Below are 26,949 nucleotides of genomic sequence, written 5' to 3' on the forward strand. Positions count from 1 at the left end.
GCGTGACGGTCCGGCCCCCGCGGGCTCCCGGCCGGCTCTCCGGCGTGCTGGTCAGCTCTCCGGCGTGCCAGGGGCCTCGTCCGGCACCTGGGCCGGGCGCAGCTTCATCCAGATGAGGAAGAACAGCCCGAGCGCCAGCATGGCCAGGCCGGTCCAGAGGTTGATGTGGACGCCTTCGGCCTTCTTCAGGTCGGCCTCGGACGGGTCGATCCCGGCGATGGTGACGATCACTCCGTAGACCACGAAGAGACCGCCGATGATCCGCCGGATGTCGAAGAGCCGGGCCGCGGTCGCGGACGTGCGCTCCAGTTCGGAGACTTCCTTGTGCAGGTCGGACATGGTGATGCCTCCGATCAGAGCGAGTAGGGCAGGTAGCAGAGGGTGGCGAGGACGATGGCGCCCCAGCCGAGCAGAGCGGGCTTGCGGTACCAGGCGTCGTCGCCCTGCTCCGGCGCCTCGTCGGCGTCCGGGGACTCCGTCCCGTAGACCAGACCGGCCAGTTCGGCCTCGGGCTTGGGAGCGGTGAAGAGGGTGACGGCGACCATGACGACCGCGCCCGCCACGAATCCGACGATGGCGGACACGAAGTTGGCGCCCTGGTCGGACGGGATGTCGATGATCCCCTGCTTGTAGATCACGAAGTAGTTCACCATCGCGGCCGTGGTGCCCGCGACGAGGCCCCAGACACCGGACTTCATCGAGGCGCGCTTCCAGAACATGCCGATGATGAAGACCACGAACATCGGGACGTTGAAGAACGAGAACAGCGTCTGGAGGTACGTCATGATGTTGGAGAAGCTGGCGGCGATGAACGCCGTGCCGATCGAGGCCAGTACACCCACCGCGGTGATCAGCCGCCCGAAGCGCAGGTAGTACGCGTCCGGCTGGTCCTTCTTCACGTACCGCTGCCAGATGTCCGTGGTGAACACCGTGTTGAACGAGGACACGTTGGCAGCCATACCGGCCATGAACGCGGCCAGCAGACCCGTCACCGCGATGCCGAGCACACCGTTGGGCAGGAGCTCCTGCATCAGCAGCGGGATCGCGTCGTTGTAGGTGAGGTCCGAGCCGGGGGTGCCGATCTTCGGCACGACGACGGCGGCGACCAGACCCGGGATCATCACCGCGAAGACGATGAAGATCTTCGGGAAGGCGGCGATCAACGGGGTGCGCTGGGCGGCCGACAGGTTCTTCGCGGACAGCGCGCGCTGCACCTCGGCGAAGTTGGTGGTCCAGTAACCGAAGGAGAGGACGAAGCCGAGGCCGAGGATGATCGTCAGCCAGTTGGCACCGAGCGGGTTGGCGTCACCGATGCCGGTGCCGCCCCAGGCGGACATGAAGTCCGTGCCGTGCTGCTTCTCCAGCGAGCCGCTGAGTCCGTCCCAGCCGCCGACACGCTTGAGGCCGAGCAGGGTCAGGGGTATCAGGGCGGCGAGGATGACGAAGAACTGCAGCACCTCGTTGTAGATCGCCGAGGAGAGACCGCCGATGGTGATGTAGACGAGGACGAAGAGCCCCGCGACGACGATCGCGACCCACTGCGGCCAGCCCAGCAGCGCCTCCACGACGATCGACAGGGCGTAGAGGTTCACACCCGCGATCAGGATCGCCGCGAAGGCGAAGAGTATGGAGCTCAGCAGGTGCGCCGACTTGTCGAAGCGCTGGAGCAGGAACTCCGGCACCGAGCGGACCTTCGACCGGTAGTAGAAGGGCATCATCACCAGGCCGAGGAAGACCATGGCCGGGATGGCGCCGATCCAGTACCAGTGGACGACCGCGACGCCGTACTGCGCGCCCGTCGCCGCCATGCCGAGGATCTCGGTGGCCCCGAGGTTCGCCGCGACGAACGCCAGACCGGTCACCCAGGCGGGCAGGGACCGGCCTGAGAGGAAGAAGTCGAGACTCGTCTTCACGCTGGCCCGGGCGGCGAAGCCGATGCCGAGCACCACGACGAAGTAGATCGCCAGGATTGTGTAATCGAGCCCGTTCGTGGGGAGCCGGAGCCCTTCGGCCAGATAGTGCATGGGGGGTACTCGCTTCGTTGCGCGAACTGAACCCGTCGGAACCTACGCCTTTGTGTTCAGAAAATGAACAGGTCGAGTGGCGTTCTTTGTTTGATCGTGATCGAGCGAGTGGAAATGTCCCTTCTGGTCACCGAGATCCCCGGTGACTTCAGAGGAACCGACGCCATTGACGCGCCATGTTTACTTGTGATTTGTTATGTGCGGTTCTGTTTGAGGGCGTCACATGGAGGAGCCTGGTGAAGAAGACGGTCACGACCCTCGCCGACGGCCGGGAGCTGATCTACTACGACTCGGCCGACGACACCGTCCGCGACGCCGTCGACCTGCGGCCCCTGGACGCCGTCTCCGCGTCCGAGGGGGCCTCGGAGATCCGCCGCGACCCGCTGCTCGGCGACTCGGTGGCCATCGCCTCGCACCGGCAGGGGCGCACCTACCACCCGCCGGCCGACGAGTGCCCGCTCTGCCCCTCGCGCGACGGGCGGCTCAGCGAGATCCCCGACGCCGGCTACGACGTCGTCGTCTTCGAGAACCGCTTCCCCTCGCTCGCCGGCGACTCCGGCCGCTGCGAGGTCGTCTGCTTCACCTCCGACCACGACGTGTCCTTCGCCGGCCTCACCGAGGAACAGGCCGCCCTGGTCCTGGAGGCGTGGACCGACCGCACCGCCGACCTCGCCGAGCTCCCCCAGGTCGCCCAGGTCTTCTGCTTCGAGAACCGGGGCGCCGAGATCGGCGTCACCCTCGGCCACCCGCACGGACAGATCTACGGCTACCCCTTCGTCACCCCGCGCACCGAGCAGATGCTGCGCTCGATGGAGAGTCACCGCGCCGAGACCGGCCGCAACCTCTTCGACGACGTCGTCGCCCGCGAGCTCGCCGACGGCGAACGCGTCGTCCTGGAGAGCGAGCACTGGGTCGCCTTCGTGCCCTACGCCGCCCACTGGCCCTACGAGGTGCACCTCCACCCGCGCCGCCGTGTGCCCGACCTGCGGGAGCTCGACGAGGGCGCCCGCACAGAGTTCCCACAGATCTATCTGGAACTCTTGAGGCGATTCGACCGGATCTTCGGCCCCGGCGAGCCGCCGACCCCGTACATCTCGGCCTGGCACCAGGCTCCCTACAGGGCACCCGGCCGCGAGGAGTTCGCGCTGCACCTGGAGCTTTTCACCATCAGGCGGACCTCCGGCAAGCTGAAGTTCCTCGCGGGCTCCGAGTCCGGCATGGGCGCGTTCATCAACGACGTGCCGCCGGAGGCCGCGGCCCAGCGACTGCGAGAGGTAGCGAGCGAATGAGCAGCAGCACCGGCAAGAAGTACCTGGTGACGGGCGGTGCCGGATACGTCGGCAGTGTCGTCGCCGCGCACCTGCTGGAGGCCGGCCACACCGTGACCGTCCTCGACGACCTGTCGACCGGCTTCCGCGAAGGCGTCCCCGCGGGCGCCGAGTTCATCGAGGGCCGCATCCAGGACGCCGCCAAATGGCTCGACGCCTCGTACGACGGGGTGCTGCACTTCGCGGCGTACTCCCAGGTCGGCGAGTCCGTCGTCGACCCGGAGAAGTACTGGGTCAACAACGTCGGCGGGACGACGGCCCTCCTCGCGGCGATGCGCGACGCCGGGGTCCGGACCCTGGTCTTCTCCTCCACCGCGGCGACCTACGGCGAGCCGGTCTCCAGCCCCATCACGGAGTCCGACCCCACCGCGCCCACCAGCCCGTACGGCGCCTCCAAGCTCGCCGTCGACCACATGATCAGCGGCGAGGCGACCGCCCACGGCCTGGCCGCCGTCTCCCTGCGCTACTTCAACGTCGCGGGCGCCTACGGCAGCTGCGGCGAGCGCCACAGCCCCGAGTCGCACCTCATCCCGCTGGTCCTCCAGGTCGCACTGGGCCGGCGTGAGTCGATCTCCGTCTACGGCGACGACTACCCGACCCCGGACGGCACCTGCGTACGCGACTACATCCACGTCGCCGACCTCGCCGAGGCCCACCTGCTCGCCCTGGAAGCGGCCACCGCGGGTGAACACCTCATCTGCAACCTGGGCAACGGCAACGGCTTCTCCGTACGCGAGGTCATCGAGACCGTCCGCCAGGTCACCGGCCACCCGGTCCCCGAGACCGCCGCACCCCGGCGCGGCGGCGACCCCGCCGTCCTCGTCGCCTCCGCAGCCACCGCCAGGGAGCGGCTCGGCTGGCAGCCGTCGCGCGCCGACCTGGCCGCCATCGTCGCCGACGCGTGGACGTTCGCCCGCCGAGAGGAGCCCACCGCACCATGACCGACAACGCCGAGCTCACCGCTTCCTTCACCGAGCTCTACGGAAGCGCACCCGAGGGAATCTGGGCGGCACCCGGACGAGTGAACCTGATCGGTGAGTACACCGACTTCAACGACGGCTTCGTCATGCCGCTCGCCCTCCCGCACCACGCCCGGGCCGCCGTCGCCCGCCGCACCGACGGGCAGCTGCGCCTGCACTCCACCGACGTTCCGGGCGGGGTCGTCTCCCTGCGCGTCGACGAGCTGGTCCCGCACTCCGGCCACGGCTGGGCCGCCTACCCGGCAGGCGTCGTCTGGGCGCTCCGCGAGGCCGGCCACGAGATCACCGGTGCGGACATCCAGCTCACCTCCACCGTGCCCGTCGGCGCCGGCCTCTCCTCCTCGGCCGCCCTGGAGGTCGTCACGGCGCTCGCCCTGAACGACCTCTTCGGACTGGGCCTGAGCGCACCGGAGATCGCCGTGCTCGGCCAGCGAGCCGAGAACGCCTTCGTCGGCGTGCCCTGCGGCGTCATGGACCAGATGGCCTCCGCCTGCTGCACCGAGGGCCACGCCCTGTACCTCGACACCCGCGACCTGACCGTGCGCCAGGTCCCCTTCGACCTGGCCGCGCACGGGCTGCAGCTGCTGGTCGTCGACACCCGCGTCAAGCACGCCCTGGGCGACGGAGCGTACGCGGAGCGCCGCGCCGGCTGCGAGGCGGGCGCCCGGGCGCTCGGCATCGGGACCCTCCGTGACCTCCCGTACGAAGGGCTGGAGGCGGCGCTGGAGGCCCTGCGGGCCGCGGGCGAGGACGAGTCGGTCGTGCGCTACGTCCGCCATGTGGTGAGCGACAACCACCGGGTGGAGCAGGTCATCGCCCTGCTCGACGCGGGGGACGTACGGGCCGCGGGCCCCGTGCTCGACGCGGGTCACGTCTCGCTCCGCGACGATCTTCGGGTCTCCTGCGCCGAGTTGGACCTCGTGGTCTCGGCGGCGACCGAGGCCGGGGCGCTCGGCGCCAGGATGACCGGGGGCGGCTTCGGCGGCTCGGCGATCGTGCTGGTGGAGGAAGCGGTCGCGGACACCGTCGCCAAGGCCGTGACGGAGGCGTTCACCTCCGCCGGCCACGCCACCCCGGGAATCTTCCCCGCCGTTCCCTCTGCGGGCGGCCGGCGGCTTTCCCCAGCTGCTTGACCAGGATGAACTCCACGACGCCCGGCGGGTAGTTCTCGACCGTGCCGACCACTTCGTACCCCTGCTTCCGGTAGAAGGCCGGGGCCTGGAAGTCCCAGGTCTCCAGCCGGGAGCGGAGGCAGGAGCGGTCGTCGCGGGCGAGGCGCTCCGCCTCGGCGAGCAGCCGCGCACCGTGGCCCAGGCCGCGGTGGCGGTCGTCCACCCAGAGCAGGTCCACATGGAGCCAGTAGGCCCAGGTCCGTCCGCTCAGTCCGCCGGCCAGCGCCCCCTGGTCGTCCAGCAGCCACACCTCCAGCGGGACTTCGTGTTCGGCCGGGGTGCTGTGCAGGGCGCGCAGCCGCGGTGACCCTTCCCAGTTGTCCTCGTGCAGCCGGCGGCCAAGCAGAATACGACGTTCCTTGTCGACTTCCGTCTCAAGACGGAACATGCACAACACCCCAAACACCTCGTGTGGTCAGTTCTGCGAATCGCCTTCCGCCGCCCACCGCCCGCCGTACGCTGTGCACAACACCGGTGGGGGCCGGTGTCGTTTCAGGGGACGAGACAGTCGGACGCGACGCCCGGGGCGGGTGGCGGCCGGCACACGGCGGCGGCCGTGGCCGGTGGTCACCGGAGTGCTCCGGGCGTCGTGTCCGCCGTGATCCTGTCCTCGTCGGGGCAGGCCATGCACGCCGCGCCCCAGGAGCTCACACAGCATGGGGGTGTCTGTGGCGCGTATCCGGGTTCTGGTGGTCGACGACCACCGCATCTTTGCCGAGTCCCTCGCCGCGGCCCTGGCGGCCGAACCGGACGTCGACGTGTCGGCGGCGGGCAGCGGTCCCGCCGCGCTGCGGTGTCTGGAGCGCGCGGCCGCCGAGGGGCGCCGCTACGACGTGATGCTCGTCGACGCCGAACTGGGCATCCTCACCGCGAACGGCGTGCGCACCGTGCCCGCGCCGCGCGAGGCACCGGAGGGCGGGCCCGGGGCGGGCGGTCCGGTCGACGGCATCGCGCTGGTGACCGGGGTCCGGTCGGGGTATCCGCACATCCGGACGGTGGTGCTCGCCGAGAAGGACGACCCGCGCAGGGCTGCGGCGGCGCTGCAGGCCGGTGCCTCGGGGTGGGTCGCCAAGGACTGCTCGCTGCAACGGCTGCTGACCGTCATACGCGGTGTGCTGCGCGACGAGACGCATCTGCCGGCCGCCCTGCTGACCGGGGTCCTGCGGGAGCTGACCGCGGCCCGCAAGCACCGCACCGAGAGCGAGCAGCTCGTGGAGTCGCTGACGCCCCGCGAGCGCGAGGTGCTGCGCTGCATGGTGGCCGGCCTGGGCCGCAAGGCGGTCGCGGAGCGGCTCTTCCTGTCCCCGCACACCGTGCGTACCCACATGCAGAACGTGCTGGGGAAGCTGGGAGTGCACTCGACGCTCGCCGCCGTGGCGCTCGCCCGGCGGGCCGGGGTGGGTCCGGCCCAGCTATCCGGGGACGTTGTCGAACGGGGCGGTCAGCTGGCGTAGCAGTCCGGCCAGTTCGGACCGCTGCTGGGACGACAGCTCGCCGAGGATGGCCCGCTCCTGGTCGAGCAGTCCGGCCAGCGACTGGTCGGCCTTGTCACGGCCCCGCTCCGTCAGCCGGACGAGGACACCCCGGCGATCGCTCGGGTCGGGGAGCCGTTCCACGAGGTTCTTCTTGGTCAGCCGGTCGATGCGGTTCGTCATCGTGCCCGAGGTGACGAGGGTCTGGGTGAGGAGCTGCCCGGGGGAGAGCTGGTACGGAGGGCCCGCGCGCCGCAGGGACGTCAGGACGTCGAATTCCCAGGGCTCCAGCTCATGCTCGGCGAAGGCGATCCTTCGGGCCCGGTCCAGGTGCCGTGCCAGGCGGGAGACGCGGCTCAGCACCTCGAGTGGTTCCACGTCGAGGTCGGGGCGCTCACGGCGCCATGCAGCGACCAGACGGTCGACCTCGTCCTCCATGACGATCAGTGTAGAGGGTCCCTCGACATGAAGTCTCTTGAATTCAAGTGTCTTGACATCAAGAGACTTGCCTGGTGATCCTGAGACCATGACCCCGCCCACCTGGGACCCCCTCCAGTACCTCCGGCACGCGGACCACCGCACCCGCCCCTTCCACGACCTCCTGGCCAGGGTCGGGCCCCTGCCCCACGAACCCGCACCCCGCATCGCCGACCTCGGCTGCGGCGCCGGCAACGCCACCGCCGTCCTCGCCGAACGCTGGCCGGACGCCCACGTCACCGGCTACGACAACTCGCCCCGGATGCTCGAACGCGCCCGCACCACCCACGCCGGCCCCCGCCTCGACTTCACCGAGGCCGACGCCGCCACCTGGACCCCCACCGAGACGTACGACCTCATCGTCTCCAACGCACTGCTCCAGTGGGTCCCCGGCCACACCGCCCGCTTCCCCCACTGGCTCGACGCACTCACCCCCGGCGGCACCCTCGCCTTCCAGGTCCCCGGCAACTTCGGCGCCCCCAGCCACATGCTCATGCGCGAACTCGCCGAGTCCCCCCGCTGGCACGGCCGCATCGGCGGCCTCCTGCGCCACGAGGACGCCGTACACAGCCCCGCCGCCTACCTGGAGCACCTCACCGCACCCGGCCGCACCGTCGACGTCTGGGAGACCACCTACCTGCACCTGCTCCAGGGCGAGGATCCCGTACTCGACTGGGTCAAGGGCACCGGCCTGCGCCCCCTCATCGACGCCCTCACCGACGACCCCGAAGCCCGGGACGCCTTCCTCATCGAATACCGCGACCGGCTCCGCACCGCCTACCCGACAGGCCCGCACGGCACGGTCTTCCCGTTCCGCCGGATCTTCGCGGTGGCCCGGACCGCAGGGTGACCGCTCAGAGCCGGTCGAGTGCCTCCGCCGAGATGTCGACGTCGACGGGGAACGGAACCCCGGTCTTGAGCCGGTCGTGGTGGATACCCGTCAGGGCGTACGCCTTGTTCACCGGGTCCAGCTCGTAGACCCGCACGACCGGGTGCTTGTCGCTCCCGGCCATCTCGACCAGCCAGAAGTTCGGGATGCCGGCCGCCGCGTACTTCTGCGGCTTGGTGTCACGGTCCCGCGCCTCGGAGTCCGGGGAGACCACCTCGACGGCGAGGAGCACGTCGGCCGCCTCGAAACGGGTCTGCTCCCGGCCGGTCACCGCTCCCGCCCGGACGACGCAGAGGTCAGGCTCGGGGGCGTTGCGGCGATCGAGGACCACGGTCATCTCTCGGCGTACCCTCATCTCCGGCGGAGCGCTGTGCCGGAGGCCTGTCACCAGAAGGTCGATCATCGTGCTGTGGAAATCACGCTGTGGACTCACAAAGACCAGGCTCCCGTCGAGCAATTCCGTGTGCGGCGGGAGATCGGGCAGCGTGAACAGGTCGTCCACGGTGTATCCGTCCTGCGGGGGCACCGGCCAGCGGCTGCTGTGCCCGGTGATCGGCTCGGCGGTCATGGTTCCTCCCATGGACGGGATCCTGGTCCTGCCCCACCACAGTAAGGTCCGGTTCGCGACTCCGTCATCACAACGAGTGATCACGCGCTGACCGGCGGGGTCAGCTCTTCCGGTGGCCTATCAGCCGCGGCTTCGACTCCAGGTTCTCCAGCCCGTGCCATGCCAGATTCACCAGATGCGCGGCCACCTCGGCCTTCTTCGGCTTCCGCACGTCCAGCCACCACTGACCGGTCAGCGCCACCATCCCCACCAGCGCCTGCGCGTACAGCGGCGCCAGCTTCGGGTCGAAGCCCCGGGCCTTGAACTCCAGGCCCAGGATGTCCTCGACCTGCGTCGCGATGTCACTGATCAACGACGCGAACGTGCCCGTGGACTGCGCGACCGGGGAATCGCGGACCAGGATCCGGAAACCGTCCGTGTACGTCTCGATGTAGTCCAGCAGCGCGAACGCCGCCTGCTCCAGCAGCTCCCGGGGATGCCCCGCCGTGAGCGCACCCGTCACCAGATCCAGCAACTGGCGCATCTCACGGTCGACCACCACGGCGTAGAGCCCCTCCTTGCCGCCGAAGTGCTCGTACACCACCGGCTTGGAGACCCCGGCACGCGCCGCGATCTCCTCCACCGATGTGCCCTCGAAACCCTTGTCGGCGAACAGGGTGCGGCCGATGTCCAGGAGCTGCTCGCGGCGCTCCTTACCCGTCATACGGACCCGCCTGGCCCGCCGGGTGGGGACAGGCATGCTCTTCTCGCCGCTGGTGCTTCCGTCGGTCGCCACGTCGTCAATCATGCCGGGTCGACGGCCGCGGACTTGCGGCGGGAGGCGATACGAGACGCATCCGGCCACCGCACGTCGTGCGCCCAGCCCAGCTTCTCGAACCAGCGGATCAGCCGGGCACTGGAGTCGATCTGGCCCTTCATCACCCCGTGCCGCGCGCTCGTCGGATCCGCGTGGTGCAGGTTGTGCCAGGACTCACCGCACGAGAGCACCGCCAGCCACCACACGTTCCCCGACCGGTCACGCGACTTGAAGGGGCGCTTGCCGACCGCGTGACAGATCGAGTTGATCGACCACGTCACGTGGTGCAGCAGCGCGACCCGCACCAGCGAGCCCCAGAAGAACGCCGTGAACGCACCCCACCAGGACCACGTCACCAGGCCGCCGACCAGAGGCGGGATCGCCAGCGAGAGGACCGTGAAGCTCAGGAAGTGACGCGAGATCGCACGGATCGCCGGGTCCCTGACCAGGTCCGGCGCGTACTTCTGCTGCGGCGTCTGCTCCTCGTTGAACATCCATCCGATGTGGGCCCACCACAGCCCCTTCATGAGCGCCGGCAGGTTCTCGCCGAACCGCCACGGCGAATGCGGGTCGCCCTCCGCGTCGGAGAACCGGTGGTGCTTGCGGTGGTCGGCCACCCACCGCACGAGCGGGCCCTCCACCGCCATCGAACCCGCGACGGCCAGAGCGATACGGAGCGGACGCTTCGCCTTGAACGATCCATGCGTGAAGTAGCGGTGGAAACCGATCGTCACGCCGTGGCAGCCCCAGTAGTACATGACCACCAGGAGGCCGAGGTCGAGCCAGCTGACCCCACGGCCCCAGGCCAGCGGCACCGCCGCGACCAGAGCCGCGAACGGCACCACGATGAACAGCAGCAGCGCGATCTGCTCGATCGAACGCTTCTTGTCGCCACCGAGCGTGGCCGAGGCGGACGCGCGACCGCCCGCTTCCGTCGGCAGGCCGTCGTCGATCACATCAGGACTGGTGGGCATGGCGAGTCCCCCGTGGGGTGAGGAGATAGGACGAAATGAGCGGGCTACGCTTCCGTAACCTACGGCAACGTAAGTATGGCAGCGACCAACCCCGCGACACGAGAGCGTCGCCGTCGCAACCCTTGGGAGAACCGGTCCGCGACACCGCCACGGACCACCCCCAAGGGCAACGAGCACGCCCGCCGCCAGGACACCTATCCTGGGGGCGTCGGACAGCGCGGTCCGCACTCTGCATATCCGGGGTGCCCCCGTCAGCACCGCGAGCGCCCCGGCCCCCCTGACAGACGTGCTCAACCACTGCAAGGAGCCGCACACTGTGAGCAGTGCCGACCAGACCCCTGCCGCCAGCACCGAACTGCGGGCCGATATCCGCCGCCTCGGCGACCTGCTGGGCGAGACCCTCGTACGACAGGAGGGCCAGGACCTCCTCGACCTCGTCGAGCGCGTCCGCGCCCTGACCCGCACCGACGGCGAGGCAGCAGCAGAGCTCCTCGGCGACACGGACCTGGAGACCGCCGCACAGCTCGTGCGCGCCTTCTCCACCTACTTCCACCTCGCCAACGTCACCGAGCAGGTCCACCGCGCCCACGAGATGCGCGACCGCCGGTCAGCCGAAGGCGGACTCCTCGCCCGCACCGCCGACCGCCTCAAGGACGCCGACCCCGAGCACCTGCGCGAGACGGTCAAGAACCTCAACGTCCGGCCCGTCTTCACCGCACACCCCACCGAAGCCGCACGCCGCTCCGTACTCAACAAGCTCCGCCGGATCGCCGAACTGCTCGAAACACCCGTCATCGAGGCCGACCGCCGCCGCCAGGACATCCGGCTGGCGGAGAACATCGACCTCATCTGGCAGACCGACGAACTCCGCGTCGTCCGCCCGGAGCCCGCCGACGAGGCCCGCAACGCCATCTACTACCTCGACGAACTCCACGCCAACGCCGTGGGCGACGTCCTGGAGGACCTGGCCGCAGAGCTGGAGCGCGTCGGCGTCGAACTGCCCGCCGGCACCCGCCCGCTCACCTTCGGCACCTGGATCGGAGGCGACCGCGACGGCAACCCCAACGTGACGCCCGCCGTCACCTGGGACGTCCTCATCCTCCAGCACGAGCACGGCATCACCGACGCCCTCGAACTCGTCGACCAGCTGCGCGGACTGCTCTCCAACTCCATCCGCTACACCGGAGCCACCGACGAGCTCCTCACCTCGCTCCAGACCGACCTGGAGCGCCTCCCCGAGATCAGCCCCCGCTACAAGCGGCTGAACGCCGAAGAGCCCTACCGGCTCAAGGCCACCTGCATCCGCCAGAAGCTCGTCAACACCCGCGAGCGCCTCGCATCCGGCACCCCCCACCGCCCCGGCTGCGACTACCTCGGCACCGCCGAACTCATCGCCGACCTGGTCCTCATCCAGACCTCCCTGCGCGAACACCGCGGCGGACTCTTCGCCGACGGCCGCATGAACCGCACCATCCGCACCCTCACCGCGTTCGGCCTCCAGCTCGCCACCATGGACGTCCGCGAACACGCCGACGCCCACCACCACGCCCTCGGCCAGCTCTTCGACCGGCTCGGCGAGGAGTCCTGGCGCTACGCCGACATGCCCCGCGACTACCGGCAGAAGCTCCTCGCCAAGGAACTCCGCTCCCGTCGCCCCCTCGCCCCGACCCCTGCCCCGCTGGACGCCGCGGGCGAGAAGACCCTCGGGGTCTTCCACACCATCAGCCAGGCATTCGAGCGCTTCGGCCCCGAGGTCATCGAGTCCTACATCATCTCGATGTGCCAGGGCGCCGACGACGTCTTCGCCGCCGCCGTCCTCGCCCGTGAGGCCGGCCTCATCGACCTCCACGGCGGCTGGGCCAAGATCGGCATCGTCCCGCTCCTGGAGACCACCGACGAGCTCAAGGCCGCCGACGTCATCCTCGACGAGATGCTCGCCGACCCCTCCTACCGCCTCCTCGTATCACTCCGCGGCGACGTCCAGGAGGTCATGCTCGGCTACTCCGACTCCTCCAAGTTCGGCGGCATCACCACCTCCCAGTGGGAGATCCACCGCGCCCAGCGCCGCCTCCGCGACGTCGCCCACCGCTACGGCGTACGCCTGCGCCTCTTCCACGGCCGCGGCGGCACCGTAGGCCGAGGCGGCGGCCCCTCCCACGACGCGATCCTCGCCCAGCCCTGGGGAACGCTCGAGGGCGAGATCAAGGTGACCGAACAGGGCGAGGTCATCTCCGACAAGTACCTCATCCCCGCACTGGCACGGGAGAACCTGGAGCTGACCGTCGCGGCCACCCTCCAGGCCTCCGCCCTGCACACCGCGCCCCGCCAGTCCGACGAAGCCCTCGCCCGCTGGGACGCCGCCATGGACACGGTCTCCGACGCGGCCCACGACGCCTACCGCAAGCTCGTCGAAGACCCCGACCTGCCCGCCTACTTCCTCGCCTCCACCCCGGTGGACCAGCTCGCCGACCTGCACCTGGGCTCGCGGCCCTCCCGCCGCCCCGGCTCGGGCGTCTCGCTCGACGGCCTGCGCGCCATCCCGTGGGTCTTCGGCTGGACCCAGTCACGGCAGATCGTCCCCGGCTGGTTCGGCGTCGGCTCCGGCCTCAAGGCACTGCGCGAAGCCGGACTCGACACCGTCCTGGAAGAAATGCACGAACAGTGGCACTTCTTCCAGAACTTCCTCTCCAACGTCGAGATGACCCTCGCCAAGACCGACCTGCGCATCGCCCAGCACTACGTCGACACCCTCGTCCCCGACGAGCTCAAGCACGTCTTCGACGTCATCCGGGCCGAACACGAACTCACCGTGCAGGAAGTCCTCAAGGTCACCGGCAGCAAGGAACTCCTCGGCACCAGCCCGGTGCTCCAGCAGACCTTCGCCATCCGCGACGCCTACCTGGACCCGATCTCCTACCTCCAGGTGTCCCTGCTCGCCCGCCAGCGCCAGGCCGCCGAACGCGGCGAGGAAGCCGACCCGCTGCTCGCACGCGCCCTGCTGCTCACCGTCAACGGCGTCGCCGCGGGCCTGCGCAACACCGGCTGACCCGCACGGGAAGCGGGTGCGGAACCCTCACAGGGCGATGAACGTCGCCGTCAACAGGGCCGCACCCGCGATCCCCGTACCCCACGCCGTCCGCGTCAGCCGCATACCGCCGCCCATCACCAGGGCGGCCAGCACCAGCGCACCACCCAGCGGAACCCAGGCGTGCAGAAAGCCCGGGACCCCGGTACGCACGACGTGCCCGGTCCCGGGCTTCACCACGACGGGGAAACGCTCCCCCTTCTCCGCCGCGACGGACCGCTCGATCGTCACCGCCGCCCGGTCCCGCGCATCCGCGTCCGGCGAGAACGACCCCGTGCAGGCGTCCTCACCGCACGACGTCACCGCCATCGTCCCGTGCTCACGCCCCTTGGCCAGGATGATGTGGTGCGCGCTGTCCCACGACGACCACACCCCCGCCGCCAGCAGCAACAGGACGACACAGCCCGCCGCGAACGTACGGCCATGGGCCATCAGCCGGTGGGAGGAACTCCGCTTCATGGGGGCCGATCCTTGGGCAGAGCCCTGCAGTCGGTCAACCTGTGGCCGGAAAACACCCAAGAAGCAGCAGAAATGTCAGGAGTTGTACGCGGACTGAGCCCGCTCCAGCCCCTCCGCCAGCAACGACTCCACCGCATCAGCCGCACGGTCCACCAGATACGCCAGCTCCTTGCGCTCCGCCGACGAGAAATCCTTCAGCACGAAATCAGCGACCTGCATCCGCCCCGGCGGACGCCCGATCCCGAACCGCACCCGGTGATAATCCGGACCCATCGCCTTCGTCATCGACTTCAGCCCGTTGTGCCCGTTGTCACCGCCACCCAGCTTCAGCCGCAGCATCCCGAAATCGATGTCCAGCTCGTCGTGCACCGCCACGACATGATCCGTCGGCACCTTGTAGAAGTCCCGAAGCGCGGTGACCGGCCCACCCGACAGATTCATGTACGACATCGGCTTCGCCAACACCACACGCCGGCTCAGCGGCCCGGGCGGACCCATCCGCCCCTCCAGCACCTGCGCCTGCGCCTTCTGCGCCCGCTTGAACTTCCCGCCGATCCGCTCCGCCAGCAGATCGGCCACCATGAAACCGACGTTGTGACGGTTCGCCGCGTAATCAGGGCCGGGATTACCGAGGCCCACGATCAGCCAGGGGTCGGTGGCGTCGGACATCAGAGCTCGGTCTCCTCGCGGTGCGTACGTACCGGTCGATACAGGGAAACGGGGCGGCGGAACCCCCGGAAGGGAACCGCCACCCCGTCAGTCAAGCAGGTGGAGCGAGGCTCAGGCCTCGGCACCCTCGGACTCGGTGCCCTCGGCGGCCGGCTCCTCGGCCTGCGCCGAGACGACCTGGAGCACCACGGCGTCCTCGTCGCCCGCCAGCACCGAACCCTTGGGGAGCGGGATGTCCTTGGCGAGGATCGAGTCACCGGCGTCCAGGCCCGCCACGGAAACCGTGACCGACTCGGGGATGTGGGTGGCCTCGGCCTCGACGAGCAGCGTGTTCTGCACGTACTCGAGAAGGTTGCCGCCCGGGGCCAGCTCGCCCTCGACGTGCACCGCGATCTCGACGTTGACCTTCTCGCCGCGCTTCACGGTCAGCAGGTCGACGTGCTCGATGTTGCCCTTGATGGCGTTGCGCTGAACGGCCTTCGGGATCACCAGGGCGTCCTTGCCGTCGATCTCCAGACCGATCAGGACGTTGGCGGTACGGAGCGCGAGAAGCAGCTCGTGACCCGGGAGGTTGATGTGAACCGGCTCGGCACCGTGGCCGTAGACGACTCCGGGAACCAGGTTGGCGCGACGGGTGCGACGGGCAGCGCCCTTGCCGAACTCCGTGCGGACCGTTGCGTCGAGCTTGATCTCAGCCATGCTGCACTCCTCGTAAGGTGACGAAAAACCGATGGTCACCCGGCCCACGACAGGCCTGCTACGAAGAGCGCGTCGATAACGGACCACCGGACCCATGCCTGCGCATGAGAACGGCCTCCCTCGCCGAGCAACTCACTGAGTCTACCCGGCGGGGAGGCCGCACCCAAAGTCGATCACCCGCAGGCGGTCGTCCCGGAGCCAACGGCCCCGGAAGTGACTACTCCTGCTCCTCGAAGAGGCTCGTCACCGAACCGTCCTCGAAGACCTCACGCACCGCACGCGCGATCGTCGGCGCGATCGAGAGCACCGTGATCTTGTCGATCTCCAGCTCACCCGGCGTCGGCAGCGTGTCCGTGAACACGAACTCGCTCACCTTCGAGTTCTTCAGCCGGTCCGCCGCCGGACCCGACAGCACACCGTGCGTCGCGGTCACTATGACGTCCTCGGCACCGTGCGCGAACAGGGCGTCCGCAGCGGCGCAGATCGTGCCGCCCGTGTCGATCATGTCGTCGACCAGCACACACACGCGGCCCTCGACGTTACCGACGACCTCGTGCACGCTCACCTGGTTCGGCACGTCCTTGTCGCGGCGCTTGTGCACGATCGCCAGCGGGGCGTCCAGACGGTCGCACCAGCGGTCGGCGACCCGCACACGGCCGGCGTCCGGAGACACCACCGTCAGCTTGGACCGGTCGACCTTCGCGCCCACGTAGTCCGCGAGGATCGGCAGAGCGAACAGGTGGTCCACCGGGCCGTCGAAGAAGCCCTGGATCTGGTCCGTGTGCAGGTCCACCGTGAGGACACGGTCCGCACCCGCCGTCTTCATCAGGTCCGCCACCAGGCGGGCCGAGATCGGCTCACGGCCACGGTGCTTCTTGTCCTGACGGGCGTAGCCGTAGAACGGCAGGATCACGGTCACCGACCGCGCCGACGCGCGCTTCAGCGCGTCCAGCATGATCAGCTGCTCCATGATCCACTTGTTGATCGGAGCCGTGTGGCTCTGGATCAGGAAGCAGTCGGCGCCACGGGCGGACTCCTGGAAGCGGACGTAGATCTCACCGTTGGCGAAATCGAAGGCCTTCGTCGGCACGAGACCGACACCCAGCTGGTGTGCGACCTCCTCGGCCAGCTCGGGGTGGGCGCGGCCGGAGAAGAGCATCAGTTTCTTCTCGCCGGTCGTCTTGATCCCGGTCACAGCACAGTCTCCTCAGACGTGTATCTGGCACCGCGCGCATGTGTCCCGATGAGCGACGAGCCAGCCGAAATGGGTGAGCATCTATCACGGTACGCCGCCTTTGGCGCACCTGTTTCCGGTCAGCTTTCGCCGTCGGTCTCCTGCGCGGCGGCCTGAGCGGCCTGAGCCGCCGCGCTCCCGGGGCGCTTCCGGGCGACCCAGCCCTCGATATTCCGCTGCTGGCCCCGGGCGACGGCCAGCGAACCGGCCGGTACGTCCTTGGTGATGACCGAACCCGCCGCCGTGTAAACGCCGTCCCCGACCGTGACAGGCGCCACAAACATATTGTCCGACCCGGTCCGGCAGTGGGACCCGATCGTGGTGTGGTGCTTGGCCACCCCGTCGTAGTTCACGAAGACGCTGGCCGCACCGATGTTGGTGTGGTCGCCGATCGTCGCGTCCCCGACGTAGCTCAGGTGCGGCACCTTCGTGCCCTCGCCGATCGTCGCGTTCTTCATCTCGACGTACGTACCTGCCTTGGCCTTCGCTCCCAGGCGGGTGCCCGGACGCAGGTAGGCGAAGGGGCCCACGGTCGCTCCAGGGCCCACCTCCGCGCCGTCCGAGACGGTGTTGTCCACCCGTGCGCCCGCGTGGACGACGGTGTCCTTCAGCCGGGAGTTCGGGCCCACCTCGGCGTCCTCCGCGAGGTGCGTGGTCCCGAGCAGCTGCGTGCCCGGGTGCACGACCGCGTCACGCTCGTACGTCACCGTCGCGTCGATCAGCGTCGACGCCGGGTCAACCACCGTCACGCCGGCCAGCATCGCCCGCTCCAGGAGCCGCTCGTTGAGCAGCCGGCGGGCCTCGGCCAGCTGGAGCCGGTTGTTGATCCCCAGGATCTCCCGGTGGTCGCCCGCGACCGAGGCGCCGACGCGGTGCCCGGCCTCACGCAGGATCGACAGCACGTCGGTGAGGTACTCCTCGCCCTGGCTGTTGTCCGTGCGGACCTTGCCGAGCGCGTCGCTCAGCAGCCGGCCGTCGAAGGCGAAGACGCCGGAGTTGATCTCCCGGATGCCGCGCTGGGCGTCGGTGGCGTCCTTGTGCTCGACGATCTCGGTGACGGCGCCGGTGGCCGCGTCCCGGACGATCCGGCCGTAGCCGGTCGAGTCCGGGACCTCGGCGGTCAGGACCGTGACGGCGTTCGCGTCGGCCGCGTGGGTGGCGGCGAGCGCGGAGAGCGTCTCGCCGGAGAGCAGCGGGGTGTCCCCGCAGACGACGATCACGGTGCCGTCGACGGTGCCGCCGAGCTCCTCCAGGCCCATCCGGACCGCGTGGCCCGTGCCGTTCTGCTCGGCCTGGTAGGCGGTGCGCACGGGGGTGTCCCCGGCGGAGAGGTGCGCTGTGACCTGCTCGCTGGCGTGGCCGACGACCACGACGAGGTGCTGCGGGTCGAGCTCACGGGAAGCGGCGACGACATGTCCGACGAGCGAGCGCCCGGAGATCTCGTGCAGGACCTTGGGAGTCTTCGACTTCATGCGGGTGCCCTCACCCGCTGCGAGGACGACGACGGCTGCCAGTGGGGCATCCCCTGTTCGAGCGGAGCCGAGAACTTGGGGAATGTTGGCGCTCACGGATGTGCCCTTCGGCTTCGGGTGGTGGACATCCGCAGGATACCGGGGGCGTATATGCCCGAAACTGGCGCGGGCCCCGACCGGTGAGGTCGGGGCCCGATGCGTGGGCTCCGCCGGCTGGATTCGAACCAGCGTCTCAAGGCTCCAAAGGCCTGCGGGATGCCGCTACCCCACGGCGGATCACTGCGTCAGACCCTACCTGAGGTGGAGTTGGGCCTGATCCACGATTCCGCGCCACCAGCCCTCGACTCGACGATACAACTCGGCTCCTTGCGCGACACGGATCACCAAGCATCCGTGGTAGGTCTCGCCCGTGTTCTTCCGTGAGGTCTTGGGGTTGTGCTTCTTCAGCGTCGTCTTTCGGAGCGCGGAGGCGTCGATGCCCACAAGCTTTGCCCAGTAGCGTTCGGCGGCCTCGATGTCGGCTGTCTCGTGGATCATGACCCGGAAGCAGATACGGTCGGGCGTGACCCCCACCACGGCCAGCCAGGCCAGATAGGTCTCGATCATGCCCGGGTCGCTATTGACGAATGTCAGGTTCTCTCGTCGGTCGTACGGTTTGTCCTTCGCCCCCTCGGACCAGTAGAGACCTACGCCAACAAGGAGAAGCTCCCGGTCCGTGAGGCCGCCGATCTCTGCCTGTGCAGCGGTCTTCGTCCGCTGTCGCTCCTCGTCGCGCACGGCCAGTTCGTGGTCCCAGCGCAGGCGCCCGGCGGGCCGGGCCTGTTCGATGGCACTTCGGCTGCGCTCTGGCTTAGGCAGGTCCCGCACCCATAGCGAGATGGAGCCTTTCGAGCAGCCCAGCTCCACCTGGATCTGGTCGTAGGTCATGCCCTGGAGCCGCAGCTCCCGGGCCCTGTCACGGAGGTCGTCCTTGGCGTTGGGGCGCTTCGTCCACTCCGGGGCCGGCTCGCCCTCCAGGAGACGGTTCAGGATGTCGTTGTTGTCGACGTACAGCCGGTCACGGATCTGGCGGCGGCTGAGCCCCTCCCGCCGAAGCGCGATCGCCCGCTCCCGCAGCCCCTCGAAGTCCGCGTACTTGCCGGTGGCATGTGTCATAAGGACAGCCTCGTCCGGAATGCGGACGACCGGGTCAAAGGGTGCGCGGTTCGCCGGATCGGGCGATCTGCGTGCGTTCATGGCGCGACCGGTCACTTCCTGTGCTGTCGGAGTCTCCGGAAAATGAGATGCTTGCGCCCGTACGCTGGATGCCATGACCGCAACGGGGGCAGACCAGGAAGCGGCGGGGTCGACCACCCGCGGCTACTGGTGGTGGGAGCGGCGGCGCGGTGTCGCCCTGGACGTGGGGCTGGCGCTGGTCTCGGCGCTGGAGTGTGCGCTGGAAGGGGTGACGTTCGCCGGGGACACCGGGCTGCCGGTGCCGCTCGGGGTGCTCTTCGGGCTGCTGGCGGGCTCGGTGCTCGTGCTGCGCAGGCGCTGGCCGATCGCGGTGGTGCTGGTGTCGATAGCGACGACGCCGGCCGAGATGGGCTTCCTGATGGGGATCGTCGGGCTGTACACGCTGGCGGCGTCGGAGGTGCCGCGCAGGATCACGGTGGTGCTGACGGGGATGACGCTCGTCGGCACGTTCATCGTGTCGTACGTGCGGCTGCGGCAGAGCGTGAGCGGGGACACGGACTTCGGGCCGGGCGACTGGTACGTCCCGGGGGTGTCCCTCTTCATGTCGCTGGGGCTGACGGCGCCCTCGGTGCTCTTCGGTCTCTACGTCGGGGCCAGGCGCAGGCTGATGGAGAGCCTGCGGGAGCGCGCGGATTCGCTGGAGCGGGAGTTGTCCCTGCTCGCGGACCGGGCGGAGGAGCGGGCCGAGTGGGCGCGTACGGAGGAGCGGACCAGGATCGCGCGGGAGATGCACGACGTGGTGGCGCACCGGGTGAGTCTGATGGTGGTGCACGCGGCGGCGTTGCAGGCGGTGGCCCCGAAGGATCCCGCGAAAGCGGTGCGCAACGCGGCGCTGGTGGGGGACATGGGGCGGCAGGCGCTGACGGAGCTGCGGGAGATGCTCGGGGTGCTGCGGAGCGGGGACGCGCTGGTGGCTCCGCGGGCGGGCCGGGTGCCGCTGGCTTCGGTGGGGCGGGTGGCGGCTGCCGCGGCGGCTGCCGCGGTGGAGGACGGGCCGCGGTTGCGTGAGGTGGAGGCCCTGGTCGCGCAGTCCCGCGAGGCGGGGATGACGGTGGAGCTGTCGGTGGAGGGGGAGCTGCGTCCGTATGCGCCGGAGGTGGAGCAGACGGCGTACCGGGTGGTGCAGGAGGCGTTGACGAACGTGCACAAGCACGCGGCGGGCGCGAAGACGTGGGTGCGGCTCGCGCATCGGGGGGCCGAGGTGGCGATGCAGGTGGAGAACGGTCCTTCGGACGGTGCGACGGCTGACGCGGGGCTGCCGAGCGGGGGGAACGGTCTGGTGGGGATGCGGGAGCGGGTGCTGGGGCTCGGTGGGGTGTTCGTGTCGGGTCCGACGGATGCGGGGGGATTCCGGGTGTCGGCGGTGCTGCCGGACGGTGACGCGGCCTGAGCCGGCCGTGCGGGGCTCTGTGCGAAGTCGGGTCCAGCCTGACGGGAGGCGGGCCGTGCCGGGTCTCAGCCGGAGGTGAGGCGGGCGGGCTGTACGCCGGTCATGAGGGTTTCGAGGGCGCGGTCGATGTCGGAGCCGAGGTACCAGTCTCCGGTGTGGTCGATGGAGTAGACGCGTCCTTCGCTGTCGATGGCGAGGACGGCCTGGCCGTCGGCTTCCTCTCCGAGCGGGGCGACCTCGGTCTCGAGTGCGCGTCCGAGGTCGCCGAGGGTGCGTGCCAGGTGGAGGCCGCTGAGGGGGTCGATGCGCACGGTGGCGGTGGCGATCTGCCGGCCGGGTGCGGTCGAGGTGATGCGGAGTCCGCCGAATTCGGCCCAGGCCTCGACCGCCGCGGGGAAGACGGCGTGCTGGTGTCCGGCGGGGGAGGCGTGGAGGCGGAGGGCGTCGGCCCATTCCTCGGCCTGGCGGATGTCCCAGCGTCCGGGCTGCCAGCCGGCGTCGCGGAGTGCGGCGTCGACGGCGACGGGGAAGCGGGTGGTAGAGGTGCGGTTCTGCTGGGCGGGTACGTCGGGTCGTCCGTGCATGGTGCTGTGCTCAGCCCTTCTCGGCTGTGGTCGCCGTACCGGTGGTGAGGTCGACGGGGCGTACGCCGAAGTGGGCGAGCATCTCCGTGCAGGAGCGGCAGGGGGGCGCGTAGCTGCCGTGGAGGGGGTCGCCGTCCTCGCGGATGCGGCGGGCGGTGAGGCGGGCGTGCTTGAGGGCGCGGCGGGCTTCACCGTTGGTGAGGGGCTTGCGCTGGGCGCGTTTGGAGCGGCTCGCGTCGGCCGCGGTGAGCTGGCGTGACAGGAGTATGGCTTCGGGGCAGCGTCCGGTGAAGCGTTCGCGCTGGTTGCTGGTGAGGGTGTCGAGGAAGTCCTGTACGAGGGGGTGGAGGACGGGTGGCTGGTCGCCTTTGCCCGCGGTGCAGGTGAGTGTCTCTCCGCGTACGGACAGGGCTGCGGCCACGGCGGGCAGGATGCCGTCGCGGCGGTGGTGGAGCTGGGGTGGGCGGTTGGGCTCGGTGGTGCTCCAACTGAGTCGAGGATCTCCGGATGTGACTGGTTGTGCTGTGTGCATGGCGCTGGTGTCCCTCCCTGCAATCCCCCGAGTTGCGGGGGACAGCCTGCCAAATGTGCAGCGTGGTCGGGAAGCTGGGTGGGCGAAACGGGGGCGCGTGTCGCGGTGGGGCGGCCTGGTTGTCGCGCGTCCGTCACGCGCCGGTGACGTTCGGTGAGTGGTGGTGCGGGGGCGGGGGGCCTTGTTGCGCCACCGCATAGGCTGTGCGGAACACCAGACGCAGCAGGGGGCAACCGCCATGACGACAGGTCGGCTCGGGCAGCAAGCCGCGCCACCGAACGCGGCCTATGCCGGGCAGGTCGTGCATTTCCCGGATCCCGTCCGGGCGTCCCGCCACCCCAGGGGTGTGCATGTGGACGGGAACGGCTTTCCGGTGCTTTCGCCGTACGCGCGTGCCGCCGCGGAGATCGCGGATCCTCCTCCGGGTTTCGGGATCGACGAGCTGCGGCTGACGGACTACGTGTCGGCGAACGCGGCGCTGGCGGCGAGCGGTCATGAGCTGTGGGACACGATTCCCGCGGTGGCGACCCCGCACGGCTGGACGTGGCATCACGTGGCGGGTGGCCGGCGGATGGAGCTGGTTCCGGTCGAGGTGAAGGCGCTGCTGCGTCATCACGGTGGTCTGGCGACGACTCCGGTGGATCAGCACCGGCGGGGTACGCGTCCGTTGCAGGAGACGCGTCCGGCTCATTTCCGGCTGCCGAAGGGCGCTGTGGCGGTGGGCGAGGAGCAGATTCTCGGGGTCGAGGAGGATCTGGGGTACCGGCTTCCCGGTCCGTACCGGTCGTTCCTGAAGGCTGCGGGTGGTTCGGCTCCGGTGGGTGCCGCTTTGGACGCCGAGCTGGGGCTGCTGGTGGATCAGCCGTTCTTCACCGTGCGTGAGGAAGCGGCGATGAATGACCTGGTGTACGTGAACAAGTGTCTGCGTGATCACTTCACGAAGGATTTCCTGGGTGTGGCTTTTGTCCAGGGCGGGATCCTGGCGGTGAAGGTGCGGGGTGCTGACGTGGGGTCGGTGTGGTTCTGCGCGTACGACGACGCGCGGGATCAGGACGGCTGGGGTGTGCAGGATCGGGTGGATCGGCTTCTGCTGCCGTGTGGTGAGGACTTCGATGCTTTCCTCCAGCGGCTCGCGGGTAATCCGCCGGAGCTGGAGACGGTGGCGAACCTGATGGTGGACGGTGGCTTCGCGCGGGCCGTCCCGGTGGAGGGGTGAGCGCGGTGGTGACGTTCGCGCAGGCGCAGGAGCGTGCGGATGAGTGGGTCAACGGTGGTGTGCCCGCGTATCAGCACCGTGAGGTCCGGGTTCGTGAGTTCGAGCTGGGTTTCGTGGTGTGGGCGGAGGACCGTGCCGAGGGCCCGGTCTCGGACGGTGGCCGTCAGCGGCTGGTGATCGCCCGTGACAGCGGTGAGGCCACGTTGTGGCCGGGGCTGCCGGTGGGTGAGGTGATACGGCGGTACGAGGAGGAGTACGGGGCGCCCGCGGGTGCGGAGCCTGCTCCGGAGCCGCCGCAGCGTATCGATCTGAATCAGACGTCGTTCCTGCTGAGTCCGCCGGAGTGGCTTCAGGAGGCGGCGGACAAGCTGGGGATTCCGGACCGTCGTGCGGCGTCGGAGGAGTCGTCCTCCGGCGGTGCCGGTCCTGCTTCTGCACCGTCCGCCCCCCCTGTTCCCTCCGCGCCTTCCGTTCCCGCGCGGGCGGCTGCGGACGACTGGCCGGTCGCTGTTCCCGCTCGTGCGGATGACTGGCCGGCTGCCGGTGGGCAGACGGATCATGAGCCGACGGCGTCGGACGGGGTGCCTGCCGGGGGGACTCCCTGGGCGGGTACGGACACGAACGCGGGCGTGGACGAAGGGAGCGTGCCTCTTCCGGCGACGGTCTTCGCTCCGCCGCTCTCGGGGTCGGACGACGACGGGACGCCGCCGCCGGTGGTCTCGGCGGAGGCTCCGACGGCGTTGATGTCGGGCGGGAGTCAGCTGCCGCCGACGGCGCTGGTTCCCGGGCTCGCCCCGCATGCGCCGACGCCCGGGCCTCGCGGTCCCGGCCCGGCTGCTCCCGCGGCGCCGGCCGGCCCCGGTGGGGGCGACATCGCGGACGCGGCGACGAGCAAGGCCGCCGTGCCGCCGAGGGGTGGCCGGGGGACGGGTCCGACGCCTCCGCCGCCGCCGGGTGCGCCGGGTACGCCCGGGGCGCGGCCGGGGGCGACCCCGCCGCCTTCGGGCCCGGGTGCGCCGGGTGTGCCGGCCGGTGGGTACGTGCCGACGCAGATGGTCTCGCAGCTCGGCCCTCCCGGTGCTCCGGGTGCTCCGGGTGCGACGCCGCCTCCGGGTGTGCCGCAGCCGCCTGCTCCTCCGGGCCCTCCTGGTTCCACGCCGCCTCCGGGTGGTGGGATGCACCAGGCGGCGACGATGTTCGCCGATGCGAGCATCGGCGGCCCGAACGCGCCGCGTCCTCCGGGCCCGCCCGGTCCTCCCGGTCCTCCGGGTCCTCCTGGTGCTCCTGGTGCGATGCCGCCTCCGCCCGGCTCCACGCCGCCTCCCGGTCCTCCGGGTCCGCCCGGGCCTCCTCCTGGTGCGACGCCGCCTCCGGCTGGTGGGGTGCACCACGCGGCCACGATGCTCGCGGGCCCTGGGCAGATGGGGCCGGGGGCCATGCCGCCGCCCGGTCCTCCGGGTCCTCCCGGTGTGCCTGGGCCGCACACTCCGCCGCCTCCCGGTGCGTACGGGTATCCGCAGCAGCCGCAGGGGCAGCCGACGGTGGGTCCGGGGTATCAGGCCGTGCTGCGCTTCCGTGCGGCCGACGGCAGTGAGCAGCAGCTGATCCGGCGTTCGGCGCCGGGTACGCCGCATCCCGAGTGGCAGATGCTGCACGAGCTGCGTGCGATGAACGTGCCGCCGCAGCAGGTGATCGAGCTGCACACGGAGCTGGAGTCGTGTGAGCTGCCCGGTGGTTACTGTGCGCGGATGATCCGGGAGACGTGGCCGCAGGTCCGGATCACGAGTGTGGCTCCGTACGGCACCGATCACGCGAGCCGGCAGCAGGGCATGCAGCATCTGCTGACGCATCAGGGTGAGCTGCATCAGGTGGCGGACGGTCCGGCGCGTCCGGCTCCGGTGCGGGCGCCGTTGCCGCAGATGCCGCCTGCGATGGCGGTGCCTCCGGAGGCGCTGGCGGAGGAGTTGCACGGGGCGTTCGGTCCGGGTGTGCTGCGGTTCGACCAGCGGGCGGTGTCCCGTCAGGGTGTGCCGGAGCTCGTGGCGCAGACGTTGGTGTGGGCGGGGCTGCCTGCTGATTTCGGGCCGTTCTTCTGGGCGCAGCCGGGGCATCCGGTGGTGCCGACGCTGGCGGAGCTGGCGGCGCAGCGGCAGGTGCAGCCGGCGTCGGACGCGGGTTCGTATCTGGTGATGGGTTCGGACTTCGGCCGGGCGATCTGTGTGCAGTACGGGACGGCGAACATCGTTGCCGTGCCGGTGGAGGCGGGCCCGGGTGGTCAGCCGGTGCCGCCGCAGTTCGTGAACACGGGTCTGCCGGAGTTCGTACGGTCGATGGCGTTGCTGGGCCGGATGTGGCGGCTGCGGTTCGGGCTGAATCCTGAGCAGGCGGGTCGCTGGACGGTCGATTTCCAGGCGCAGCTGGTGGCGATCGATCCGGCGGCGCTGGCGTCGCCGGAGAGCTGGTGGTCGGTTCTGCTGGAGCAGATGTGGGACGGTCTGCTCTGATCCGGCCGGTTGTGTGCGAGAGGCGTCCGTTCCCTGTGGGGGCGGGCGCTTTTTGCGTGCGCTTCTGTGATGCGGAACGCTTCCGTCCTGAAAGCGGCTGATCGATTCCGACTTCCGTGCCAATTACCGCATCCTTGACGTATTGCGTCAGGGCCGGGTGTCGGAGAGCGGGAAAGAGGGCTTCAGGGATGAGTGGTGGACCGGTGTCCGGGCTCGGTTTCGTCGGTGTACGGGGGCGTGGGTATCGCCCTGAGCAGGTGGACCGGGTGGTGGCCGAGCTGTCCGCCGAGCGGGACGAGGCTCTGGATCGCCTGTCGCGGCTGACGGACCTGGCCGGTGAGCTGGCTGTGGAGTCGGCGCGGCTGGGTGAGGTGGTGGCTTCTCTCGCGCCGCAGACGTATCAGTCGCTGGGGGAGCGGGCGCGGCAGATCCTGGCTCTGGCGGAGGCCGAGGCGGAGTCGGTGCGGGGGGCGGCGCTGGAGGAGGGGCAGGCGCTGCGGGACGCGGCGGACGCGGCGGGCCGGGAGCTGCGTGAGGCGGCGCGTGAGGACGCGGGGGCGGTGCGGGCGGCTGCGGATGCCCGTGCGGAGGAGTTGCTGGCCGAGGCGCGGGGCGCGGCCGGTGCTCTGCTGGAGGAGGCGCGTGCGGAGGCTGCCGGGCTGCGGGGGGCGGCGGAGGCGGAGATGGCGCAGACGCGTCGCCGTACGGCGGGTGTGCTGGCGCATCAGGAGCAGGAGCACGGTGAGCGGGGCAAGGCCGCGGAGGCGGAGTTCGCCGCGGCTCAGGCCGCCGCGGCGGAGCGCGAGGCGGAGCTGACGGCCCGGGGTGAGGCGTTGCTCGCGCGGGCGCGGCGGGAGCTCGCGGAGGCGGAGGAGGCGGCCCGGCACGGCCAGGAGGACGCGGAGGCCCGGGCGGCGGAGCTGCTGGCGGGGGCGAGGGTGGCGGAGGAGCGGGTGGCGCGGGAGACGGAGCGGATCCTGCGGGAGCACGAGGAGGGCCGCGAGGAGGTGCAGGCGCACATGGCGCACGTGCGTAATTCGCTGGCGGCGCTGACGGGGCGTGCGGCTGTGGGGCCGGCGGAGTAGTGCGGGTCTGACGCGGCGGTCTGCCGGGCGGGGTGACCGGTGGGGCGAGCGGTCCCGGCCGGTCCCTGGTGGCGGGTGGCCGGGGGCCTCGTGGAGGCGGGCCC

The 26,949-nt window shown here is 70.3% G+C and carries 24 protein-coding genes, 1 tRNA gene and 1 pseudogene; 10 read left to right on the forward strand and 16 right to left on the reverse strand.

Features of this window, described 5'->3' with window-relative positions:
- Window positions 1–51: 51 nt before the first annotated feature.
- Both ABZY45_RS22420 and ABZY45_RS22425 read right to left on the reverse strand, forming a co-directional pair.
- Window positions 52–339, reverse strand: coding sequence for a hypothetical protein (locus ABZY45_RS22420; RefSeq protein ID WP_356742339.1), 288 nt, complete (start codon window positions 337–339; stop codon window positions 52–54).
- A gap of 14 nt (window positions 340–353) precedes the next feature.
- Window positions 354–2,024, reverse strand: coding sequence for a sodium:solute symporter family protein (locus tag ABZY45_RS22425; RefSeq protein WP_356742341.1), 1,671 nt, complete (start codon window positions 2,022–2,024; stop codon window positions 354–356).
- 236 nt (window positions 2,025–2,260) lie between these two features.
- Between ABZY45_RS22425 and galT the strand changes: the two genes are divergently transcribed.
- From galT to galK, 3 genes are read left to right on the forward strand one after another with little or no spacing between them, the layout of a single operon-like run.
- On the forward strand, window positions 2,261–3,313 hold the full coding sequence (gene galT, locus ABZY45_RS22430) for a galactose-1-phosphate uridylyltransferase (protein ID WP_356742342.1): 1,053 nt from the start codon (window positions 2,261–2,263) through the stop codon (window positions 3,311–3,313).
- Complete coding sequence (gene galE, locus ABZY45_RS22435) at window positions 3,310–4,293, forward strand: UDP-glucose 4-epimerase GalE (protein WP_356742344.1); 984 nt, start codon at window positions 3,310–3,312, stop codon at window positions 4,291–4,293. Before galT ends, galE begins: the two co-directional genes overlap by 4 nt.
- The gene (gene galK, locus ABZY45_RS22440; RefSeq protein WP_356742345.1) at window positions 4,290–5,465 is read left to right on the forward strand and encodes a galactokinase; all 1,176 of its coding nucleotides are present in this window, start codon (window positions 4,290–4,292) and stop codon (window positions 5,463–5,465) included. The genes galE and galK overlap by 4 nt, the downstream gene beginning before the upstream one ends.
- Here the strand turns inward: galK and ABZY45_RS22445 are convergent.
- Window positions 5,455–5,892 (reverse strand): annotated as a pseudogene (locus ABZY45_RS22445) (GNAT family N-acetyltransferase); the annotation flags it as partial. The gene galK and the pseudogene ABZY45_RS22445 overlap by 11 nt on opposite strands.
- 268 nt (window positions 5,893–6,160) lie before the next feature.
- On the opposite strand from ABZY45_RS22445, the gene ABZY45_RS22450 reads away from it, so the two are divergent.
- Window positions 6,161–6,958, forward strand: coding sequence for a response regulator transcription factor (locus ABZY45_RS22450; protein WP_356742347.1), 798 nt, complete (start codon window positions 6,161–6,163; stop codon window positions 6,956–6,958).
- Here the strand turns inward: ABZY45_RS22450 and ABZY45_RS22455 are convergent.
- Window positions 6,917–7,414, reverse strand: coding sequence for a MarR family transcriptional regulator (locus tag ABZY45_RS22455; protein ID WP_356742348.1), 498 nt, complete (start codon window positions 7,412–7,414; stop codon window positions 6,917–6,919). The genes ABZY45_RS22450 and ABZY45_RS22455 overlap by 42 nt on opposite strands.
- A gap of 88 nt (window positions 7,415–7,502) precedes the next feature.
- Here ABZY45_RS22455 and ABZY45_RS22460 point away from each other — a divergent pair, with 88 nt between their 5' ends.
- Window positions 7,503–8,303 (forward strand): trans-aconitate 2-methyltransferase, encoded by an 801-nt coding sequence (locus tag ABZY45_RS22460; RefSeq protein ID WP_356742349.1) that lies wholly within the window; start codon window positions 7,503–7,505, stop codon window positions 8,301–8,303.
- 4 nt (window positions 8,304–8,307) lie between these two features.
- Here the strand turns inward: ABZY45_RS22460 and ABZY45_RS22465 are convergent, their stop codons facing one another.
- The 3 genes from ABZY45_RS22465 to ABZY45_RS22475 all read right to left on the reverse strand — a co-directional run bounded on the left by ABZY45_RS22465 (window position 8,308) and on the right by ABZY45_RS22475 (window position 10,680).
- The gene (locus ABZY45_RS22465) at window positions 8,308–8,910 is read right to left on the reverse strand and encodes a Uma2 family endonuclease (RefSeq protein WP_356742523.1); all 603 of its coding nucleotides are present in this window, start codon (window positions 8,908–8,910) and stop codon (window positions 8,308–8,310) included.
- A 100-nt stretch (window positions 8,911–9,010) separates the two neighbouring features.
- Entirely contained in the window at window positions 9,011–9,697 is a 687-nt protein-coding gene (locus ABZY45_RS22470) for a TetR/AcrR family transcriptional regulator (RefSeq protein WP_356742350.1), read from the reverse strand.
- The gene (locus tag ABZY45_RS22475; protein ID WP_356742352.1) at window positions 9,694–10,680 is read right to left on the reverse strand and encodes a fatty acid desaturase; all 987 of its coding nucleotides are present in this window, start codon (window positions 10,678–10,680) and stop codon (window positions 9,694–9,696) included. The genes ABZY45_RS22470 and ABZY45_RS22475 overlap by 4 nt, the downstream gene beginning before the upstream one ends.
- A 316-nt stretch (window positions 10,681–10,996) precedes the next feature.
- Between ABZY45_RS22475 and ppc the strand changes: the two genes are divergently transcribed.
- Window positions 10,997–13,726 carry a phosphoenolpyruvate carboxylase gene (gene ppc, locus ABZY45_RS22480; RefSeq protein ID WP_356742353.1) on the forward strand — a complete coding sequence of 910 codons (2,730 nt, stop codon included), beginning with the start codon at window positions 10,997–10,999 and terminating at the stop codon, window positions 13,724–13,726.
- A gap of 27 nt (window positions 13,727–13,753) precedes the next feature.
- On the opposite strand, the gene ABZY45_RS22485 is transcribed toward ppc, so the two are convergent.
- The 7 genes from ABZY45_RS22485 to ABZY45_RS22515 all read right to left on the reverse strand — a co-directional run bounded on the left by ABZY45_RS22485 (window position 13,754) and on the right by ABZY45_RS22515 (window position 19,453).
- Entirely contained in the window at window positions 13,754–14,224 is a 471-nt protein-coding gene (locus tag ABZY45_RS22485) for a hypothetical protein (RefSeq protein ID WP_356742354.1), read from the reverse strand.
- Window positions 14,225–14,299: 75 nt separating this feature from the next.
- Entirely contained in the window at window positions 14,300–14,893 is a 594-nt protein-coding gene (gene pth / locus ABZY45_RS22490) for an aminoacyl-tRNA hydrolase (RefSeq protein ID WP_356742356.1), read from the reverse strand.
- A 111-nt stretch (window positions 14,894–15,004) separates the two neighbouring features.
- Window positions 15,005–15,592, reverse strand: a complete 588-nt coding sequence (locus ABZY45_RS22495; protein WP_356742357.1) for a 50S ribosomal protein L25/general stress protein Ctc — start codon at window positions 15,590–15,592, stop codon at window positions 15,005–15,007.
- A 217-nt stretch (window positions 15,593–15,809) separates the two neighbouring features.
- Window positions 15,810–16,787: a ribose-phosphate diphosphokinase gene (locus ABZY45_RS22500; protein WP_356742359.1), complete on the reverse strand. Its 978-nt coding sequence runs from the start codon at window positions 16,785–16,787 to the stop codon at window positions 15,810–15,812.
- A 119-nt stretch (window positions 16,788–16,906) separates the two neighbouring features.
- Window positions 16,907–18,382, reverse strand: coding sequence for a bifunctional UDP-N-acetylglucosamine diphosphorylase/glucosamine-1-phosphate N-acetyltransferase GlmU (gene glmU, locus ABZY45_RS22505; protein ID WP_356742525.1), 1,476 nt, complete (start codon window positions 18,380–18,382; stop codon window positions 16,907–16,909).
- A gap of 120 nt (window positions 18,383–18,502) precedes the next feature.
- Window positions 18,503–18,574: transfer RNA gene (locus tag ABZY45_RS22510), tRNA-Gln, on the reverse strand.
- 15 nt (window positions 18,575–18,589) lie between these two features.
- Window positions 18,590–19,453, reverse strand: a complete 864-nt coding sequence (locus tag ABZY45_RS22515; RefSeq protein WP_356742360.1) for a hypothetical protein — start codon at window positions 19,451–19,453, stop codon at window positions 18,590–18,592.
- Window positions 19,454–19,607: 154 nt separating this feature from the next.
- Between ABZY45_RS22515 and ABZY45_RS22520 the strand changes: the two genes are divergently transcribed.
- Window positions 19,608–20,924: a histidine kinase gene (locus tag ABZY45_RS22520; protein ID WP_356742361.1), complete on the forward strand. Its 1,317-nt coding sequence runs from the start codon at window positions 19,608–19,610 to the stop codon at window positions 20,922–20,924.
- Window positions 20,925–20,989: 65 nt separating this feature from the next.
- On the opposite strand, the gene ABZY45_RS22525 is transcribed toward ABZY45_RS22520, so the two are convergent.
- Window positions 20,990–21,508, reverse strand: a complete 519-nt coding sequence (locus ABZY45_RS22525; RefSeq protein WP_356742363.1) for an SUKH-3 domain-containing protein — start codon at window positions 21,506–21,508, stop codon at window positions 20,990–20,992.
- A gap of 10 nt (window positions 21,509–21,518) precedes the next feature.
- Window positions 21,519–22,040, reverse strand: coding sequence for a YwqJ-related putative deaminase (locus tag ABZY45_RS22530; RefSeq protein WP_356742364.1), 522 nt, complete (start codon window positions 22,038–22,040; stop codon window positions 21,519–21,521).
- Window positions 22,041–22,278: 238 nt separating this feature from the next.
- Here ABZY45_RS22530 and ABZY45_RS22535 point away from each other — a divergent pair, with 238 nt between their 5' ends.
- The 3 genes from ABZY45_RS22535 (at window position 22,279) to ABZY45_RS22545 (ending at window position 26,845) form a co-directional block, all read left to right on the forward strand.
- On the forward strand, window positions 22,279–23,256 hold the full coding sequence (locus tag ABZY45_RS22535) for an SMI1/KNR4 family protein (RefSeq protein ID WP_356742366.1): 978 nt from the start codon (window positions 22,279–22,281) through the stop codon (window positions 23,254–23,256).
- The gene (locus tag ABZY45_RS22540) at window positions 23,253–25,760 is read left to right on the forward strand and encodes an SUKH-4 family immunity protein (RefSeq protein ID WP_356742368.1); all 2,508 of its coding nucleotides are present in this window, start codon (window positions 23,253–23,255) and stop codon (window positions 25,758–25,760) included. The genes ABZY45_RS22535 and ABZY45_RS22540 overlap by 4 nt, the downstream gene beginning before the upstream one ends.
- A gap of 188 nt (window positions 25,761–25,948) precedes the next feature.
- Complete coding sequence (locus ABZY45_RS22545; protein WP_356742371.1) at window positions 25,949–26,845, forward strand: cellulose-binding protein; 897 nt, start codon at window positions 25,949–25,951, stop codon at window positions 26,843–26,845.
- Window positions 26,846–26,949: the final 104 nt, after the last annotated feature.

The sequence above is a fragment of the Streptomyces sp. NPDC006516 genome (assembly GCF_040611875.1).
Lineage (GTDB): Bacteria > Actinomycetota > Actinomycetes > Streptomycetales > Streptomycetaceae > Streptomyces.

Excerpts from the sequence above, each read along its gene's own strand:
- ABZY45_RS22425 (WP_356742341.1), bottom strand. The coding sequence starts at position 2,024 with ATGCACTATCTGGCCGAAGGGCTCCGGCTCCCCACGAACGGGCTCGAT.
- ABZY45_RS22465 (WP_356742523.1), bottom strand. The coding sequence starts at position 8,910 with ATGACCGCCGAGCCGATCACCGGGCACAGCAGCCGCTGGCCGGTGCCC.
- ABZY45_RS22485 (WP_356742354.1), bottom strand. The coding sequence starts at position 14,224 with ATGAAGCGGAGTTCCTCCCACCGGCTGATGGCCCATGGCCGTACGTTC.
- ABZY45_RS22420 (WP_356742339.1), bottom strand. The coding sequence starts at position 339 with ATGTCCGACCTGCACAAGGAAGTCTCCGAACTGGAGCGCACGTCCGCG.
- ABZY45_RS22525 (WP_356742363.1), bottom strand. The coding sequence starts at position 21,508 with ATGCACGGACGACCCGACGTACCCGCCCAGCAGAACCGCACCTCTACC.
- ABZY45_RS22460 (WP_356742349.1), top strand. The coding sequence starts at position 7,503 with ATGACCCCGCCCACCTGGGACCCCCTCCAGTACCTCCGGCACGCGGAC.
- ABZY45_RS22545 (WP_356742371.1), top strand. The coding sequence starts at position 25,949 with ATGAGTGGTGGACCGGTGTCCGGGCTCGGTTTCGTCGGTGTACGGGGG.
- ABZY45_RS22475 (WP_356742352.1), bottom strand. The coding sequence starts at position 10,680 with ATGCCCACCAGTCCTGATGTGATCGACGACGGCCTGCCGACGGAAGCG.
- ABZY45_RS22535 (WP_356742366.1), top strand. The coding sequence starts at position 22,279 with ATGACGACAGGTCGGCTCGGGCAGCAAGCCGCGCCACCGAACGCGGCC.
- ABZY45_RS22470 (WP_356742350.1), bottom strand. The coding sequence starts at position 9,697 with ATGATTGACGACGTGGCGACCGACGGAAGCACCAGCGGCGAGAAGAGC.
- galK (WP_356742345.1), top strand. The coding sequence starts at position 4,290 with ATGACCGACAACGCCGAGCTCACCGCTTCCTTCACCGAGCTCTACGGA.
- pth (WP_356742356.1), bottom strand. The coding sequence starts at position 14,893 with ATGTCCGACGCCACCGACCCCTGGCTGATCGTGGGCCTCGGTAATCCC.
- ABZY45_RS22450 (WP_356742347.1), top strand. The coding sequence starts at position 6,161 with ATGGGGGTGTCTGTGGCGCGTATCCGGGTTCTGGTGGTCGACGACCAC.
- ABZY45_RS22515 (WP_356742360.1), bottom strand. The coding sequence starts at position 19,453 with ATGACACATGCCACCGGCAAGTACGCGGACTTCGAGGGGCTGCGGGAG.
- galE (WP_356742344.1), top strand. The coding sequence starts at position 3,310 with ATGAGCAGCAGCACCGGCAAGAAGTACCTGGTGACGGGCGGTGCCGGA.
- ABZY45_RS22530 (WP_356742364.1), bottom strand. The coding sequence starts at position 22,040 with ATGCACACAGCACAACCAGTCACATCCGGAGATCCTCGACTCAGTTGG.
- ABZY45_RS22455 (WP_356742348.1), bottom strand. The coding sequence starts at position 7,414 with ATGGAGGACGAGGTCGACCGTCTGGTCGCTGCATGGCGCCGTGAGCGC.
- ABZY45_RS22495 (WP_356742357.1), bottom strand. The coding sequence starts at position 15,592 with ATGGCTGAGATCAAGCTCGACGCAACGGTCCGCACGGAGTTCGGCAAG.
- ABZY45_RS22520 (WP_356742361.1), top strand. The coding sequence starts at position 19,608 with ATGACCGCAACGGGGGCAGACCAGGAAGCGGCGGGGTCGACCACCCGC.